At 70.7% G+C, this 14,509-nt stretch carries 13 protein-coding genes; 7 read left to right on the plus strand and 6 right to left on the minus strand.

Translation table 11 applies throughout. The features are described from left to right. Positions 1-23 precede the first annotated feature (23 nt). From BUE44_RS13640 to BUE44_RS13650, 3 genes are all read left to right on the plus strand, one after another. Entirely contained in the window at positions 24-620 is a 597-nt protein-coding gene (locus BUE44_RS13640) for a TetR/AcrR family transcriptional regulator (protein WP_073497773.1), read from the plus strand. Positions 621-811: 191 nt separating this feature from the next. Further along, positions 812-3,016: an MMPL family transporter gene (locus BUE44_RS13645; protein ID WP_073497775.1), complete on the plus strand. Its 2,205-nt coding sequence runs from the start codon at positions 812-814 to the stop codon at positions 3,014-3,016. Between the two features lie 190 nt (positions 3,017-3,206). Next, positions 3,207-5,849: a YfhO family protein gene (locus BUE44_RS13650; protein WP_107415708.1), complete on the plus strand. Its 2,643-nt coding sequence runs from the start codon at positions 3,207-3,209 to the stop codon at positions 5,847-5,849. A gap of 50 nt (positions 5,850-5,899) precedes the next feature. Here the strand turns inward: BUE44_RS13650 and BUE44_RS13655 are convergent, their stop codons facing one another. From BUE44_RS13655 to BUE44_RS13675, 5 genes are all read right to left on the minus strand, one after another. Continuing rightward, a complete protein-coding gene (locus tag BUE44_RS13655) occupies positions 5,900-6,385 on the minus strand; it encodes a methylated-DNA--[protein]-cysteine S-methyltransferase (RefSeq protein ID WP_322940036.1) in 486 nt (161 codons plus the stop codon). Positions 6,386-6,441: 56 nt separating this feature from the next. Then, a complete protein-coding gene (locus BUE44_RS13660; protein WP_200804409.1) occupies positions 6,442-7,941 on the minus strand; it encodes an AlkA N-terminal domain-containing protein in 1,500 nt (499 codons plus the stop codon). Positions 7,942-8,045: 104 nt separating this feature from the next. After that, positions 8,046-8,378 (minus strand): GNAT family N-acetyltransferase, encoded by a 333-nt coding sequence (locus BUE44_RS13665; RefSeq protein WP_235002121.1) that lies wholly within the window; start codon positions 8,376-8,378, stop codon positions 8,046-8,048. Beyond that, entirely contained in the window at positions 8,375-8,641 is a 267-nt protein-coding gene (locus BUE44_RS13670; RefSeq protein WP_073497782.1) for a DUF2630 family protein, read from the minus strand. Before BUE44_RS13670 ends, BUE44_RS13665 begins: the two co-directional genes overlap by 4 nt. Before the next feature lie 74 nt (positions 8,642-8,715). Beyond that, positions 8,716-9,510 (minus strand): MerR family transcriptional regulator, encoded by a 795-nt coding sequence (locus BUE44_RS13675; RefSeq protein ID WP_073498060.1) that lies wholly within the window; start codon positions 9,508-9,510, stop codon positions 8,716-8,718. A gap of 420 nt (positions 9,511-9,930) precedes the next feature. On the opposite strand from BUE44_RS13675, the gene BUE44_RS13680 reads away from it, so the two are divergent. From BUE44_RS13680 to BUE44_RS13695, 4 genes are all read left to right on the plus strand, one after another. Next, a complete protein-coding gene (locus BUE44_RS13680; protein ID WP_073497784.1) occupies positions 9,931-11,463 on the plus strand; it encodes a flavin-containing monooxygenase in 1,533 nt (510 codons plus the stop codon). Continuing rightward, complete coding sequence (locus tag BUE44_RS13685; RefSeq protein WP_073497786.1) at positions 11,460-12,431, plus strand: alpha/beta fold hydrolase; 972 nt, start codon at positions 11,460-11,462, stop codon at positions 12,429-12,431. Before BUE44_RS13680 ends, BUE44_RS13685 begins: the two co-directional genes overlap by 4 nt. Next, positions 12,428-13,330: an SDR family oxidoreductase gene (locus BUE44_RS13690; protein ID WP_073497788.1), complete on the plus strand. Its 903-nt coding sequence runs from the start codon at positions 12,428-12,430 to the stop codon at positions 13,328-13,330. Before BUE44_RS13685 ends, BUE44_RS13690 begins: the two co-directional genes overlap by 4 nt. Before the next feature lie 117 nt (positions 13,331-13,447). Continuing rightward, the gene (locus tag BUE44_RS13695; RefSeq protein WP_073497790.1) at positions 13,448-13,675 is read left to right on the plus strand and encodes a hypothetical protein; all 228 of its coding nucleotides are present in this window, start codon (positions 13,448-13,450) and stop codon (positions 13,673-13,675) included. Positions 13,676-13,771: 96 nt separating this feature from the next. Here BUE44_RS13695 and BUE44_RS13700 read toward each other — a convergent pair whose 3' ends face one another. Next, the gene (locus BUE44_RS13700) at positions 13,772-14,479 is read right to left on the minus strand and encodes an endonuclease V (protein ID WP_073497793.1); all 708 of its coding nucleotides are present in this window, start codon (positions 14,477-14,479) and stop codon (positions 13,772-13,774) included. Positions 14,480-14,509 lie beyond the last annotated feature (30 nt).

The raw sequence follows: 14,509 nt of genomic DNA on the forward strand, positions 1-14,509 counted from the left end.
CCAGTGGATTCGGAGGACAGGACATGACAGCTCAGGCATCCGCCGCGCGTCGTACCCGCCTGACCCCCGAGCGCGAGCGGGAACTGTACGAGGCGGTCGTCGAGCTCCTGCGGGAGGTCGGCTACGAAGCGCTGACCATGGACGCGGTCGCCGCCCGTACACGGGCCAGCAAGGCCACCCTCTACCGCCAGTGGAAGGGCAAGCCGGAACTGGTCGCCACCGCGCTGCGGCACTCCAAGCCGGTGTCGCTCGCGGACATCGACACGGGGTCGATCGCCGGTGACCTGCACGAGCTGATCCGTTGCCACGACGAGAACGAAGCCAAGCGCGACCAGGAACTGATGCGCGGCCTCGCGCATGCCGCCTTCCGGAACGAGGACCTTTTCCGCGCCCTGCGGGAATTGCTGATCGAGCCGGAGCTGGACAGTTTCCGCGTCCTGGTGCAGCGAGCCGTGGATCGCGGTGAGCTGGCTGCCGACAACCCGGCGAGGGACTTCATCCCGCACATGTTGTTCGGCGGCGCAATGGCGCGTCCCATTCTCGAGGGCATCGACGCCGATCCCGAATACAGCCACAGATACATCGACGCCGTCGTCGTCCCCGCCCTCGGTCTGGCGTAGGCCTCACGCGCGAGCGGGGTCCCACAGGGCCGGTCAGTGCACGGCCATGCCCTGACGCCGGGCCGGCACGCCCCACGTTCTGCTCACCCATATGAATACCTCATGACCCGCCCCACCTGACACGCCGCTCTCGTCGTCGGGCTGGTTCCACACGCCCATTTCCGACCCTTCCTGACGGAGCCCCTGCCTCCATGGCCACATTCCTCTACAAACTGGGCCGGTTCGCCTTCCGGCGACGGCGATACGTCGTCCTCGTCTGGATCGCTCTGCTGGCCGCCGCCGGCGTCGGTGCCGCCACCGCGCCGTCCGCGCCGGCTGACAACTTCACGGTGCCGGGCACGGAGGCGCAGAAGGCCTTCGACCTCCTGCATGAACGTTTCCCTGGGACGAATGCCGACGGCGCGAGCGCGCGCATGGTCTTCAAGGCCCCGAGCGGCCAGAAGGTCACCGCAGGGCCGAACAAGGCGGCGGTGGAGAAGGTTGTCGCCGAGCTGGGGAACAGCCCGCAGAAGGCCACTGCCGCCGATCCGTACACCGCCGACGCGGTGAGCAAGGACGCCACCACCGCCTACACGACGGTCACCTACCAGGCGAAGTCCGCCGAGATCACCGATGCCACGCACACGGCGATCGAGAACGCCGCCCAGCACGGCAGGGACGCGGGGCTGACCGTCGAGGCGGGCGGTACCGCGCTGCAGGCGTCGCCGTCCACCGGCAACAGCGAGGTCATAGGCGTCGGTATTGCCGCGGTCGTCCTTCTGATCACGTTCAGTTCGCTGGTGGCGGCAGGGCTGCCGCTGCTGACCGCGATCATGGGTGTCGGCGTCGGTATCGCGTCGATCACTGCGCTGGCGACCACCTTCGGCCTGTCCAGTACGTCGTCGACGCTCGCGTCGATGATCGGACTGGCGGTCGGCATCGACTACGCCCTGTTCATCGTCTCGCGCCACCGTCATGAGCTGATGGAGGGCCGCGAGGGCGAGGACGCGGCAGGGCGCGCGGTCGGTACAGCCGGGTCCGCGGTCGTCTTCGCGGGTCTCACCGTGCTCATCGCCCTGGCGGGCCTGTCGGTCGTCAACATCCCGATGCTCTCCAAGATGGGCCTCGCGGCGGCCGGCACCGTGGCGATCGCCGTGCTCGTCGCCCTGACCCTGATACCGGCGCTGCTCGGCTTCGCCGGCCCCAAGGTGCTCACCCGCAAGGTGCGCAAGGGCAGGGCGGTCGCCGACGGCAAGCCCAACGTGGGAACCCGCTGGGCGCGGCTGGTGGTGCGGCGGCGCGTGCCGTTCCTGCTGGCGGGGGTGGTCGCTCTCGGACTCGCGGCCGTCCCGATGAGCAGCATGCAGCTCGGCCTGCCGGACGACGGCTCGCAGCCGGTCAGCACCACTCAGCGCAAGGCGTACGACATGCTGTCCGACGGCTTCGGCGCGGGCTTCAACGGGCCGCTCATGGTCGTGGTCGACGGCTCGCACAGCGACAACCCGAAGGCGGCGGCGCAGCAGGTCAAGAAGACGATCTCCGGTTTCGCCGACGTCAAGACGGTGACCGAACCGGCGTTCAACCCCAAGGGTGATGCCGCGACGCTGAGCGTGGTGCCGGTGTCCAAGCCGAGCAGCGCGCAGACCGAGGACCTGGTGCACGTCATCCGGGGCCATTCGGGTGAGTTCACGAAGACCACCGGAGCCGAGGTGCTGGTGACCGGTACCACCGCGATGAACATCGACGTCTCGCAGCGCCTCAACGACGCTCTGGTGCCCTACCTGGCGCTCGTCGTCGGCCTGGCCTTCCTGCTGCTGATGATCGTGTTCCGTTCGGTGCTGGTGCCGCTCAAGGCCGCGCTCGGTTTCCTGCTGTCGGTGCTCGCGGCGCTCGGCGCCGTCGTGGCGGTCTTCCAGTGGGGCTGGCTGGCCGGCCTGATCGGGGTGGAGCAGACCGGGCCGATCATGAGCATGATGCCGATCTTCATGATCGGTGTGGTGTTCGGTCTCGCGATGGACTACGAGGTCTTCCTGGTCACCCGGATGCGCGAGGCGTACGTCCACGGCGAGAGGCCGGGCCAGGCGGTCGTCACGGGGTTCACCCATGGCGCACGGGTGGTGTCAGCGGCCGCGGTCATCATGATCAGCGTCTTCGCCGGATTCATCGGATCGTCTGAGTCGATGATCAAGATGATGGGATTCGGCTTGGCAATTGCGGTGGCGTTCGACGCATTCATCGTTCGTATGACCATCGTGCCCGCAGTGCTCGCGCTGCTCGGACGGGCCGCATGGTGGCTGCCGCGGTGGCTGGACCGTCTGCTGCCCAACGTCGACGTGGAGGGCGAGCAACTGCGCAAGAACCTCGCCGTCGAGCCGCGGCCGGCTGCCGAGCAGGAACGGGAACCCGCCGTGATCTGAGCCGCACCTCACCCGTGCGGGTGAGCGCCCTGCCGGACGGTTCGCACACGATGTGCGAATCACCGGCAGGGCGTTCCTTGTTCACCCGCTCGTCCGATGGCCGCCACCATTCCGATCGGCTTACGTGCTTACGATCTGGCGACACATCACCGGATCACCAAGAGCGTGCGCGCTGCGGGGGAATCAAGCGATGGCAGTCCAGAAGATCTCCCCCGGCGCAATCGACCGCTTGCGGGCGTCGCTGCTCGGCACCGTCTCCGCAATCGTGGCCTTCTGTGTCGGCGACGCGTTCGCCCACAGCTATCCCTTCGGGGAGCACACGCGCAGCGTCAACGACCTCGGCAACCAGTTCGTGCCGTACCACGCCCATCTGTGGGACCTGCTGCACGGCAAGGCCGACGGCGGGCTGCTGCTGAACTGGCAGTCCGGTTACGGCACCAGCTTCCTGCCGGACCTGGGCACGTACGTCTCCAGCCCGTTCGCCCTGCTCGTCGCGCTCTTCCCGCGGGATCGCATCGACCTCGCCGTCTACGTCATCACCGTGATGAAGATCGGTGCCGCGGCCGCGGCCATGGCCTGCCTGCTGCTGACGCTGCGGCCGGGGCGCTGGTGGGCCGCAGGACTGCTCGGCGCGTCGTACGCGATGTGCGGCTGGACGGTCGCCGCGGCGTCGTACAACACCATGTGGCTGGACGGCCTGATCGCCTTCCCGCTGTTCTGCATGGTCGTGGAATGGGCGCGGGCAGGGCGGCGGCCCTTCCTGTCCGTCGCGGTGGTCGCGCTCGGCTGGACGGCGAATTTCTACATCGCTTACATGGCCACGATCGGCTCCGCCCTGGTGCTGATCGCCCTGCTGCTGATGGAACCCGACGCCACCCGGCGGCACTGGATCACGACGATCGGTCGCGCGTCGCGGTCCATGGCGCTTGGTATCGGGCTGGCCGCGCCGCTGCTGCTGACGATCGTGAAGGGCACGAAGCTCGCGTATCCGGGCGCGGTCCAGGACTTCCACCCCGTGTCCTGGGCCGACATCGTCGGGCGGCTGCTGCCCGGCACGTACACCTTCGCGACGCCGGCGGTGTATCTCGACACCGCCGCGCTGCTGCTGGCCTTCGTGCTGCCCTTCCACCCCGGGGTGCCGCGGCGCACCCGTCTGGTGTGGACCGGTCTCGTGCTGGCGGTGACGGTGTCGATGCAACTGAAGCCGACGCACCTGGCGTGGCACGCGTTCGCCACTCCCAACGGCAGCTCCTACCGGCAGACCTTCGTACTCAGCGGTGTGATGATCATCGCGGCCTGGCTCGGGCTGGCGCACGGCCTGCCGAAGCTGCGGCAGATCGCCTGGGGCGCCGCGGTGATGGGCGTGGTGGCGCTGGCCGCCATCGGAGCCGACAACGGTGTGACAAGCCGCGGTACATACCCGCTGTTCGGCGTCGGCCTGGTGCTGGCGGTCGGTGCGCTGCTGCTGCTCAGGCGTGCCGAACTGGTACGCAGCAGGGCTCTGGTGGTGGCCGCGGTCATCGCGCTGCTTGTTGTGCAGATCGGACAGTCGGCCTTCACCAACGCCTGGTCCGATCGCAAGCGCATCGAACTGCTCGACGACTACGCCCCCTGGGGCAGCCGTCAGGACTCGCAAGCGGCGGCCATCGCGTCGGCCGACAGTTGGCCTCAGTACCGCACCGAACCCGGCCGTGAGCAGACCGTCGGCAACGACCCGATGATGGTCGGCGGGCAGGGCGCCGCTTACTACAGCAGCCTGACGCCGGACATCTGGACCTACACGCTGGCGTCGCTCGGCGGCGGCTGGACCTCGCACGGCCGGTCGCTGCAGAGTCTCGACAGCCCGGTCACCGATGTGATCTTCTCCGTCGGGGCGCGCTCCCACCAGCCGCTGGATCCGCACGAGCCGGCCAACCCGCAGGCCAGGACGCCGTCGACCATCACCCGGCAACAGGTGCCGCCGCTTGTCACCGTGCACCCCTCCAAGCCCGCGTCCGGCTATGGCGACTCGCCGTACAGCAACCAGGAACTGCTGCTCGGCCACAGCGTCTACGACACGCCGGGCCCGATCGTCCTGCACGACGGGGACGGCAACCAGGTGCTGCCGAAGAACGACCGCTTCCACGTGGTGGGCGGTTACGCCGATCCCAAGCGGAGCACGTACAAGCTCGAAGCGACGTGCCCGGCGGGTGACCAGGTCTATCTGTACACGCCGAGCGTCTTCAGCCATGTGCAGGTGCCCGGTGGCCCGAACATCCGCTTCACGGGGCGCCTGACGTCCCGGCGGGCCGCGGCCGAGCACGTCTGGGACGCGCCGGGAGACGGCCATGTGTCGCTGTCGATGCGCGTCATGGAGAACAGCACGTTCAAAACCGACGCCGTCGGCTGCCTGAACACGGGCAAGCTGGCCGCCGCCGAACAGCGGATCAATGCGACCGCCGCGACCTCCGAGCACGTGACCGACGACGGCATCACCGCGCAATTGCCTCGGGGCTCGCGTGGGTTCGCGGTCGTCGCGGCGCCGGCCATCGCCGGGTGGCAGTGCTCGGCGGGCGACGGCGGTGCACGCGCCGGACGGTCCTACCTGGGTCTGCTGGCCGTGCCGCTGCCCGCCGACGGCAGCGCCACGTCGGTGTCCTGCTCCTTCAGCCCGCCTGGGCTGCACCAGGGGGAGGGCGTCGCAGGACTGTCGCTGCTCGGGATCGTCGCGCTCGGCGGCTACGGCTGGTGGCGGCGGCGACGTTCCGGCGACACCGCGGGCGACGGCGGTGACGGTGGCAGCGACCTCGGCGCATCACCCGAAACGGTGAGCGCCGTCATGGCCGAGGGGTGAGTTGCGGGGCGTCGGGTTGACGCTCGGCCCCGCGGGTGTGCGTGCTGACGTCAGCCCAGGAGGGGCTGGTGGGCGCCCCTTTCGAAGCTCAGCAGCCAGCGCTTGCGCTCCAGCCCGCCGCCGTATCCGGTCATGCTGCCGTCGGCGCCGACCACCCGGTGGCAGGGGACGATGATGCTGATCGGGTTCTTGCCGTTGGCGAGGCCGACCGCGCGGGAGGCGGTGGGCTGGCCCAGAGCCGCGGCCAGTTCGCCGTAGGAGACGGTCTCGCCGTACGGGATGTCGAGCAGGGCCGCCCAGACCCGGCGCTGGAACGGGGTGCCCGATGTCGACAAGTCGATGTTGAAGGCGGCGGTGTCACCGGCGAAGTACGCGGTCAGCTGTTCGGCGGTACGTGCCAGGACCGGGGAGTGGGCTGCGTCGACCCGCAGGCCGAAGGTCTCCTCGGGCGGCATGTGCCGATGCTGCGTCATGTACAGGCCCGCGAGGCCACCCGCACGGGTGACCAGCGTGAGGGGGCCGATCGGACTGTCCATGATCGTATGAGCGGATGCGGTGAGTGTCGCGGCCGCGGTCGTGGAAGCCGTCGTCGTCATTGGGAAATGCCTTCCGGTAGGAGGTGATCGGTGGGCAGGACGTTGATCGGATGATCGCCCGTCGCCCACAGGTACTGCGTCGCGTAGGCCCGCCACGGCTGCCAGGCCGCGGCATGCCGGGTCAGCGCGGCCGGCGTGGCGGGCAGGCCGAGGTCGCGGGCGGCATAGCGGACGCCCAGGTCGGTCGGCAGGAAGGCGTCGGGGTCGCCGAGCGCCCGCATGGCGATCGTCTCGACCGTCCACGGCCCGAAGCCCGGCAGGGCCCCCAGCTGTGCCCGTGCGCGCTGCCAGTCGCTGCCGACGTCCAGGTCGAGGCCGCCGCCTTCCAGGGCCCCCAGTAGCGCCGCCAGGGTGTCCCTGCGGGTCTGGGGCATCGCCAGCTCAGCCGGGTCGTGGCCCGCGAGTGCGTCGGAGGACGGGAAGAGGTGGGTGAGGCCACCGGCGGGGTCGTTGACCGGGTCGCCGTAGGCCGCCACCAGACGCCCGGCGTGGGTGCGGGCCGCGGCCGTCGAGATCTGCTGCCCGAGCACCGCGCGAACCGCGAATTCTGCCCCGTCCGTGACCCGCGGCACCCGCCGGCCCGGCGACTTGGCCACCAGCGGCGCGAGCACCGGGTCGGTGGACAGGAGGGCGTCCACTGCCAAGGGGTCGGCGTCCAGGTCCAGCAGCCGGCGGCAGCGGCTGATCGCCTGCGCGAGGTCGCGCCAGTCGGTGAGCCACAGCCGGCAGCCGATGTGGTCGGCTTCCGGCCGCAGCGCGACGATGCCGGCGCCGTGCGGCAGGCTCATGGTGCGGCGGTACGCCCCCGCACACCATTCCTCGACGCCGGGGACCGCGGTCGCCGCGAGGTGGCCGAACAGGTTGTCCGGGGTGAGCGGGCGGCGGAAGGGCAGCCGTAGCGCGATGGAGCCGGCCGGGGCCGCCGGGCGGCCCTTGGCGACCCTGGCGCGCAGTTCGCCCGGCGCGAGGGCGAAGACTTCGCGGACCGTGTCGTTGAAGGTGCGGATGCTGGAGAAGCCGGCGGCGAAGGCGACCTCGCCCATCGGCAGGGTGGTGGTCTCGATGAGCAGCCGCGCGGTCTGGGCGCGCTGCGCGCGGGCCAGGGCGAGGGGGCCCGCGCCCAGCTCGGCGAGCAGCTGGCGCTCGACCTGGCGCGCGCTGTAGCCGAGCCGGGCGGCGAGTCCCGGTACGCCGTCGCGGTCCACCACGCCGTCGGCGATCAGCCGCATGGCGCGGGCGACCATGTCGGCGCGCTCGTTCCACCGAGGTGAGCCGGGGCTGGCGTCGGGGCGGCACCTCTTGCAGGCGCGGAAGCCGACCTGCTGCGCTGCGGCGGCGCTCGGGTAGAAGGTCATGTTCTCGACCTTGGGGGGTACGACCGGGCAGCTCGGCCGGCAGTAGATGCGGGTGGTCAGCACCGCAGTGAAGAACCACCCGTCGAATCGGGCGTCCTTCGACTGGACGGCGCGAACGCAGGCGTCGAAGTCCGTATGCACCCCTCCAGCATCGCCCCTCGTCATCGTCCTGGTCTGGCGGGAAAACGACATCGAGGTCGGGGGTGCGGCCGGTCGTTGTCAGGGCTCGGCCCTGGCTGCGGTGGTCAGTCGGAGACGCTGCTCTCCGGTACGAACTGCAGATCGTCGTATTCCGGGTGCCTGGCGAGCCACCCGGCAATGAACGGGCAGATCGCCAGTACCCGCAGTCCCTGGGCACGGGCGTCGTCCAGGCCGGTGCGGGCCAATGCCGAGCCGATCCCGCGGCCCTCGTAGGCGTCACCCACTTCCGTGTGGATGAAGGCGATCACCTCGGGGGTGCGGATGTACGCGGCCGTACCGGCCAGCTCGTCGCCGAGCCTGGCCTCGTAGCGGCGGGCCCGCGGGTCGTCGGTGACGCTCAGCGCCGCGCCGTCGCCTATTGCGCCGGGATTCGTCACGACCGGTAACCCTCCACTGTCGAGGACGGGCGGACGCGGGCGGCGCCTGGGTCCTCGCCCGCCTCGGACAGGGCGCGGCGCTGCCGCAGCAGGTCCCAGCACTGGTCGAGCTCGTGTTCCAGGGCGGTCAGGCGCGCGCGTTCTTCGGCGCCTTCCGGTCCGGCGTCGGCGAGCAGGTCGCGTAGCACCTTCTCGTCGGCGACCATCTTGCTGATGCGGCCGAGTATGGCCTGCTCCGCACTGGCGTCGTGTGGCTGTTGCACGGGGGGACACCTCCCAGGGGTCGCTGTTTTCCACTCTTGCAGGTCGCCGGGCGCGGCGCTCGCGGTACGGCGCTTCAGTCGTCCTCCGCCGGCCGCTGCGGGCCCCGCGACGCGGCCGACGGCTCGGGGTGTGCTGCGCCGGCCCCGGAACCCGTGGCGGCCGCCTGGCGGCGCAGCCACGCCTCGATCTCGATGCGCACCCGGCGCTCCATGGCCAGCGACATCTCGGCGTCGACGATGTCCTTGGCCAGCGGGCGGAGGCGCTGCATCGCGTCGGAGATGCGGTGGGCCTGCTCGGGGGGCACGTCGTCCAGCGGCCCGAGCACGTGCGTCTTGACGACCTGGGTGAACAGCTCGGCAATGGCGTCGACGTGACCGCGTACCTCCCGGCCGGCGGCAAGGACCGCGGCCAGCGGCACACCCTCGTGCACGAGGGCGGCCGACACGTCGAGCAGGCGGCGGCTGGTGTGCAGGGCGCTCTCGCCCGCCACGGAGATGTAGCCGATCTCCAGCGCCGCGGTCAGGTTCTCCGGGCTGGCGTCCTCGCCGAAGTAGTCGGCCAGTTCCTGCGGGGTCAGGACGACCGGGGTCTCGTCGGACCAGGGGGCGGCGAGGGTGCCGCCGAGGCCGAGCAGTTCGGCGACGCCGTTGAGGGTGCGGCCGTTCTCCCACGCGGTGATCAGCTCGGCGATGCCGCCGAGGGTGTGGCCGCGTTCCAGCAGCGCGGCGATCGTCTGCAGCCTGGCGAGGTGGCTCTCGGAATACCAGGCGATACGGCCGTCGCGGCGCGGCGGCGGAAGGAGGCGGCGCTCGCGGTAGAAGCGCAGTGTCCTGACAGGTATACCGGCGGCTTCCGCCAGCTCCTCCACTCGGTATTCGCGCGCGCTGGGTTGTCCGCCGGAGCGTGCGCCGGCGTCATCGGCTGAGCTCGTGTCGTCCACGCGGTCGTTCACCCGCCCAGCCTATGCGCTGGCGTAAGTGTCTCCGTCCTGGTGCGGCGCTCCTTACCCCTCATCAGGTCGGGTCTTTGCGGGCGGGCGGCGCACAGTGCCGGTCCGCGCGCCGTCCGTGCCGGACGCCCTCGCGGACGCCGGGCGTGCATCGCCGGCTGGTGGGACCGGGCGCGGACCGGGCGCGGTTCTGCGGGCGATTTCCGCCCACCCCCTACCGCAGGTAACCTGCCGTGCCCTACAGTCCCAACAATGCCAGTGATTAATGGCAAGGTGTTCTGCAGTTCGGTTGGACCGGTCGCGGTCCCCGGATGCGGACGGGGAAGGAAAGGCGGTGCCATGGACGACGACAACCGCGAACACGTGCGGGTAGCGGTGATCGGGTCCGGATTCGGCGGTCTGGGAGCAGGTGTACGGCTGCGGCGCGAAGGGATCACCGACTTCGTGATCCTGGAGCGGGCCGATGCCGTCGGCGGCACCTGGCGCGACAACAGCTACCCGGGATGCGCCTGCGACGTGCCCTCGCACCTCTACTCGTTCTCGTTCGCCCCCAACCCGGACTGGCCGCGCGCCTTCTCCGGGCAGCAGCACATCCGGGCGTACCTGGAGCGTGTCACGGACACCTTCGGGCTGCGTCCGCATGTGCGTTTCGGCGCGGAGGTGCAGCAGGCGCGCTGGGACGCCGCCGCGCGGCGCTGGGAGGTGACCACGGCAGCCGGGAAGTTGACCGCGGACGTCCTGGTGTCGGCGACCGGCCCGCTGTCCGACCCGAAGACCCCCGACATCCCCGGTATCGCGGACTTCCCCGGGCCGGTCTTCCACTCCTCGCGCTGGGACCACGACTACGACCTCAGGGGCAAGCGCGTCGCCATGGTCGGCACCGGGGCGTCGGCGATCCAGATCGTGCCGTCAATCCAGCCCGAGGTCCGCAGCCTGACCGTCATACAGCGCACCCCGCCGTGGGTGATGCCGCGTGTCGACCGCGCGGTCAGCGGCGCGGAGCGCTGGCTCCACGGCAATGTACCGAGCACCGCGAAGGCCAGGCGCGGACTGCTGTGGCTGATCAGGGAATTCCAGGTCGGCGCCTTCGTCAAGCGGCCCCGGTTGATGAAAGCGGCGGAGCGCATCGCCCGCGCCCACCTGCGGCGGTCGGTCAAGGATCCGGCGCTGCGCGCCCGGCTCACCCCGGACTACACGATCGGCTGCAAGCGGATCCTGCTGTCCAACACCTACTATCCGGCGCTCGCGCAGCCCAACACCGAGGTCGTCACCGCCGCGCTCACCGAGGTGCGGGGCTCTTCGGTGGTCACCGCCGACGGAACCGAGCGCGAGGTCGACGCGATCATCTTCGGCACCGGCTTCCGCGTCACCGACATGCCGATCGGCGACCGCGTCATCGGCGCGGACGGGCGCACCTTGGGCGAGCACTGGAAGGAAGGGATGGCGGCGCTGCGTGGCTGCACGGTCGACGGCTTCCCGAACCTGCTGCTCATCATCGGCCCCAACACCGGCCTCGGTAACAGCTCGATGATCCTGATGATCGAATCATCGCTCAACTACGTCGCCGACTACATGCGCACCCTGGCGCGCACCGGCGCCGCGGCGCTGGACGCCAAACCCGCCGCAGTGGCCGCGTGGAACGCGGAGATGCAGAGCCGCGCCGCGCGCACGGTCTGGAACACCGGCGGGTGCAAGAGCTGGTATCTGGACGCGAACGGGCGCAACACCACGGCGTGGCCGGGCACCACCGCTGAATTCCGCCGTGCGACCGAGCAGTTGAAAATCTCCGAATACGATCTGATCGCACCCGCCGCGGGTGACGTCTCACCGGTGGGCGACGATCGTACGATCCCGGCGGAGGTCGCGTCATGACGCTCTCATACGAAGCGGTGACCGCGCGGCGCACGCTGCACGTGGTGTCGGCGGACGGAACCCGCGTCCATGTTGAGGAATTCGGCCGCGCCGACGGGCCGGCCGTCGTCCTGGCACACGGCTGGACGTGCTCGACCCTCTTCTGGGCGCCGGTGATACGGCTGCTCTCGTCCGATTTCCGGGTGATCGCCTACGACCAGCGAGGTCACGGTCGCAGCGCGGCTCCGCTCACCCGCACGGGTTACGGCACCGCTGTGCTGGCCGATGATCTGGAAGCCGTACTGGAAGCGGTGCCCCCGGAGGGTGAACGGGCGGTGTTGGTCGGGCACTCCATGGGCGGTATGACGATCATGGCGGCGTTCGGGCGGGCGGCCGTCACCAGCCGTACGGCCGCGGTGCTGCTGGCGAGCACCGGCAGCGGGCGGCTGCTCGGTTCGACCGAGGTGCTGCCGCCGCGGTTCTCGTCCCGGTGGCTGCGGCGGTTCTTTCACCGGCAGCTGCTGGTCTCGCGGCTGCCGCTCGGGCCGATCACCCCGATGTCGCGCAAGGCCTTCGCCTACGGCGTCCTGGGGGCCGCTGCGACCAGGGAGCAGGCGGCCTTCACCGCGCGGATCGTGCACGCCTGCAAAGCCAGGCAGCGGGCCGCGTGGGGGCGGGTGCTTGCCGTTCTCGACCTGGACACCGAGATCGCCGCGCTGGACGTGCCCACCGCCGTGCTGGTGGGCACGCATGACAAGCTCACGCCGAAAGTGCACGCCCGCGAGATGGCGAAGGTGCTGCCGCGCTGCGTGGGCCTGACCGAACTGCCCGGGCTCGGCCATATGACGCCGATCGAGGACCCGGAGGCGGTGGCGTCCGTCATACGTGAGCTGGCCGCCGCCCACGCAGTGCCGTCCACCGAGGTTGACGCCGATGTCGACGCCGTCGCCGGACAGGGTGACGCCGTAGTCGAGGAGAAGAGCGCATGAGCCGGTCATCGGTACAGGGTCAGGTCGTGGTGGTGACAGGCGCCGCCCGCGGGGTGGGCGAGTTGCTGGCCCGCAAGCTCGCCGCGCGCGGCGCGCGGCTGGCCCTGGTCGGGCTGGAGCCGGACGAGCTCAAGCAGGTCACCGCGTCGCTGGGCGGCGACGCCGCCTGCTGGACCGCGGACGTCACCGACCGGGCCGCCATGGCCCGGGTCGCCGCCGAAGTGGTCACGCAATTCGGCCGGATCGACGTCGTCGTCGCCAACGCCGGTGTGGCGACGGGCGGTCCGTTCCTCGAGTCCGACCCCGACGCCTTCGACCGCGTCATCCAGGTCAACCTGCTGGGCAGTATCGCCACCGCCCGCGCCTTTCTGCCGGCGCTGCTCGAATCGCGCGGCTACCTGCTGCAGATCGCCTCGCTCGCTGCGATCACCCCCGCGCCGATGATGGCGGCCTACTGCGCGAGCAAGTCGGGCGTGGAGGCCTTCGCGCACAGCCTGCGCGCGGAAGTCGGCCACCACGGCGTGGCAGTGGGCGTCGGATATCTCAGCTGGACCGACACCGACATGGTGCGCGGCGCCGACGAGGACGACGTCCTGCGGGAGTTGCGCGCACGGCTGCCGTGGCCGGCCAACCGCACCTATCCGCTGGAGCCGGCGGTGGAGCGCATCGCGGCGGGTATCGCGCGGCGTTCGCCGCACGTCTATGCCCAGTGGTGGCTGCGCGGCATGCAGTCGGTGCGGGGCGCGCTGCCGTCGGTCATCGGCGGGGCCCTCGGGCGGCGCGAAATGCGGCGGGCGGCGCCCGCGCTGGCCCGCAACGCGGGAATACACCGGGGTCTTGTCGGGCGGGGAGGTGCCGCCGACGAGTCGGCCCGCGCCGCCGGTCATCACGTTCTGTGACGACAAAGTGCCGCTGACCTGGGGCGATTGGCAGTTGATTGCCCCAGGATGCGCTGGTTGTCACCCCATGTAAGTCTGGTCGAGGCCGCATCCCCACACACTCCAGGAGGAGTAATCATGGGCGGTATGGACGACATCAGGAACAAGGCGAGCGAGTACGCCGACAAGGCCAAGACGGCCCGCCGTCAGGGCTCCGAGCAGGCCGACGAGGGCATGCAGCGCGCCGGGCAGGAAGCCCCGGAGCGCTCGGGCGGCCGTGTCGACGAGCCGGCTCAGCGAGGCCAGGAGCGGGCTCGCCGGATGGGCGAGGACTCGAACGACGAGCCCCAGGACGACTGGAGCTGACGTCGCGCCTCGAGATAGTCGCGCGAATACCGTGACACAGGGAAGGGGCGCCCCTCGGGGCGCCCCTTCTTCGCTGTCCGGCTCGTGGCGCCCGGTCTAGAGCGTGATCGCGCGCAGGCGTTCGCGGCTGAGGTGGTCGGCCCTGCGGGTGGTCTCCGGAAGCCGGTATCGGGGGGCGAGCCGGAGGGTATGGGCGCAGGCGTGGTCCAGGCTGATCGCGTGGCCCACCGAGACGAACACCGGTTTGACGCCCGGTTGTGTGCGCAGCACCCGGCCCACCACCTCGTCGTCGTCCGACGTCAACGCGGCGCCGTAGCCGCGCTCTTCGCCGACCTCCTGGTGGCCGAAGACGAACGGGGTCTTCGCGACGCCGAAGCACGGAAGTCCGGTCAGCACGCCCAGCTGCACCGCCAGGCCTGCCCGGCGGGGATGTGCGACGCCGTAGCCGTCGCACACCAGAAGGTCCGGTCCGCACGTCAGCTTCTCCAGCGCCGCCATGACCGGGGGCAGTTCGCGGAATGCCAGCAGACCCGGTACGTACGGGAAGGTCACCGTCCCCTCGACCAGCGCGACCTCGACAGTCTCCAGCGTCGTCGCGTCCAGAACCACGGCCGCCGCCACGAGGGCGTCGCCTTGCCTGGCGTAGGAGACGTCCACGCCCGCAACCAGCCGTACATTGCCGGGCGCCGGGCCCGGCGAGGTCAGATCCGCCAGACCGCGCATCCGCTCCTGCTCGGCCAAGGCCTCGTCCACCGAACGCGGCCAGGCGGCCCGTGCCCTGCTGCCGCTGCCGTGAGTGTCCATTGCGAGGAGGCTGCCACGTCCGCGGTGCGA

It is taken from the genome of Actinacidiphila paucisporea (assembly GCF_900142575.1).
GTDB classification, from domain to species: Bacteria; Actinomycetota; Actinomycetes; order Streptomycetales; family Streptomycetaceae; genus Actinacidiphila; species Actinacidiphila paucisporea.

Bases quoted from the DNA above. Each gene is read 5' to 3' on its own strand.
- BUE44_RS13640 (WP_073497773.1), top strand. From the start codon at position 24: ATGACAGCTCAGGCATCCGCCGCGCGTCGTACCCGCCTGACCCCCGAG.
- BUE44_RS13645 (WP_073497775.1), top strand. From the start codon at position 812: ATGGCCACATTCCTCTACAAACTGGGCCGGTTCGCCTTCCGGCGACGG.
- BUE44_RS13650 (WP_107415708.1), top strand. From the start codon at position 3,207: ATGGCAGTCCAGAAGATCTCCCCCGGCGCAATCGACCGCTTGCGGGCG.
- BUE44_RS13655 (WP_322940036.1), bottom strand. From the start codon at position 6,385: ATGGACAGTCCGATCGGCCCCCTCACGCTGGTCACCCGTGCGGGTGGC.
- BUE44_RS13680 (WP_073497784.1), top strand. From the start codon at position 9,931: ATGGACGACGACAACCGCGAACACGTGCGGGTAGCGGTGATCGGGTCC.
- BUE44_RS13685 (WP_073497786.1), top strand. From the start codon at position 11,460: ATGACGCTCTCATACGAAGCGGTGACCGCGCGGCGCACGCTGCACGTG.
- BUE44_RS13690 (WP_073497788.1), top strand. From the start codon at position 12,428: ATGAGCCGGTCATCGGTACAGGGTCAGGTCGTGGTGGTGACAGGCGCC.
- BUE44_RS13695 (WP_073497790.1), top strand. From the start codon at position 13,448: ATGGGCGGTATGGACGACATCAGGAACAAGGCGAGCGAGTACGCCGAC.
- BUE44_RS13700 (WP_073497793.1), bottom strand. From the start codon at position 14,479: ATGGACACTCACGGCAGCGGCAGCAGGGCACGGGCCGCCTGGCCGCGT.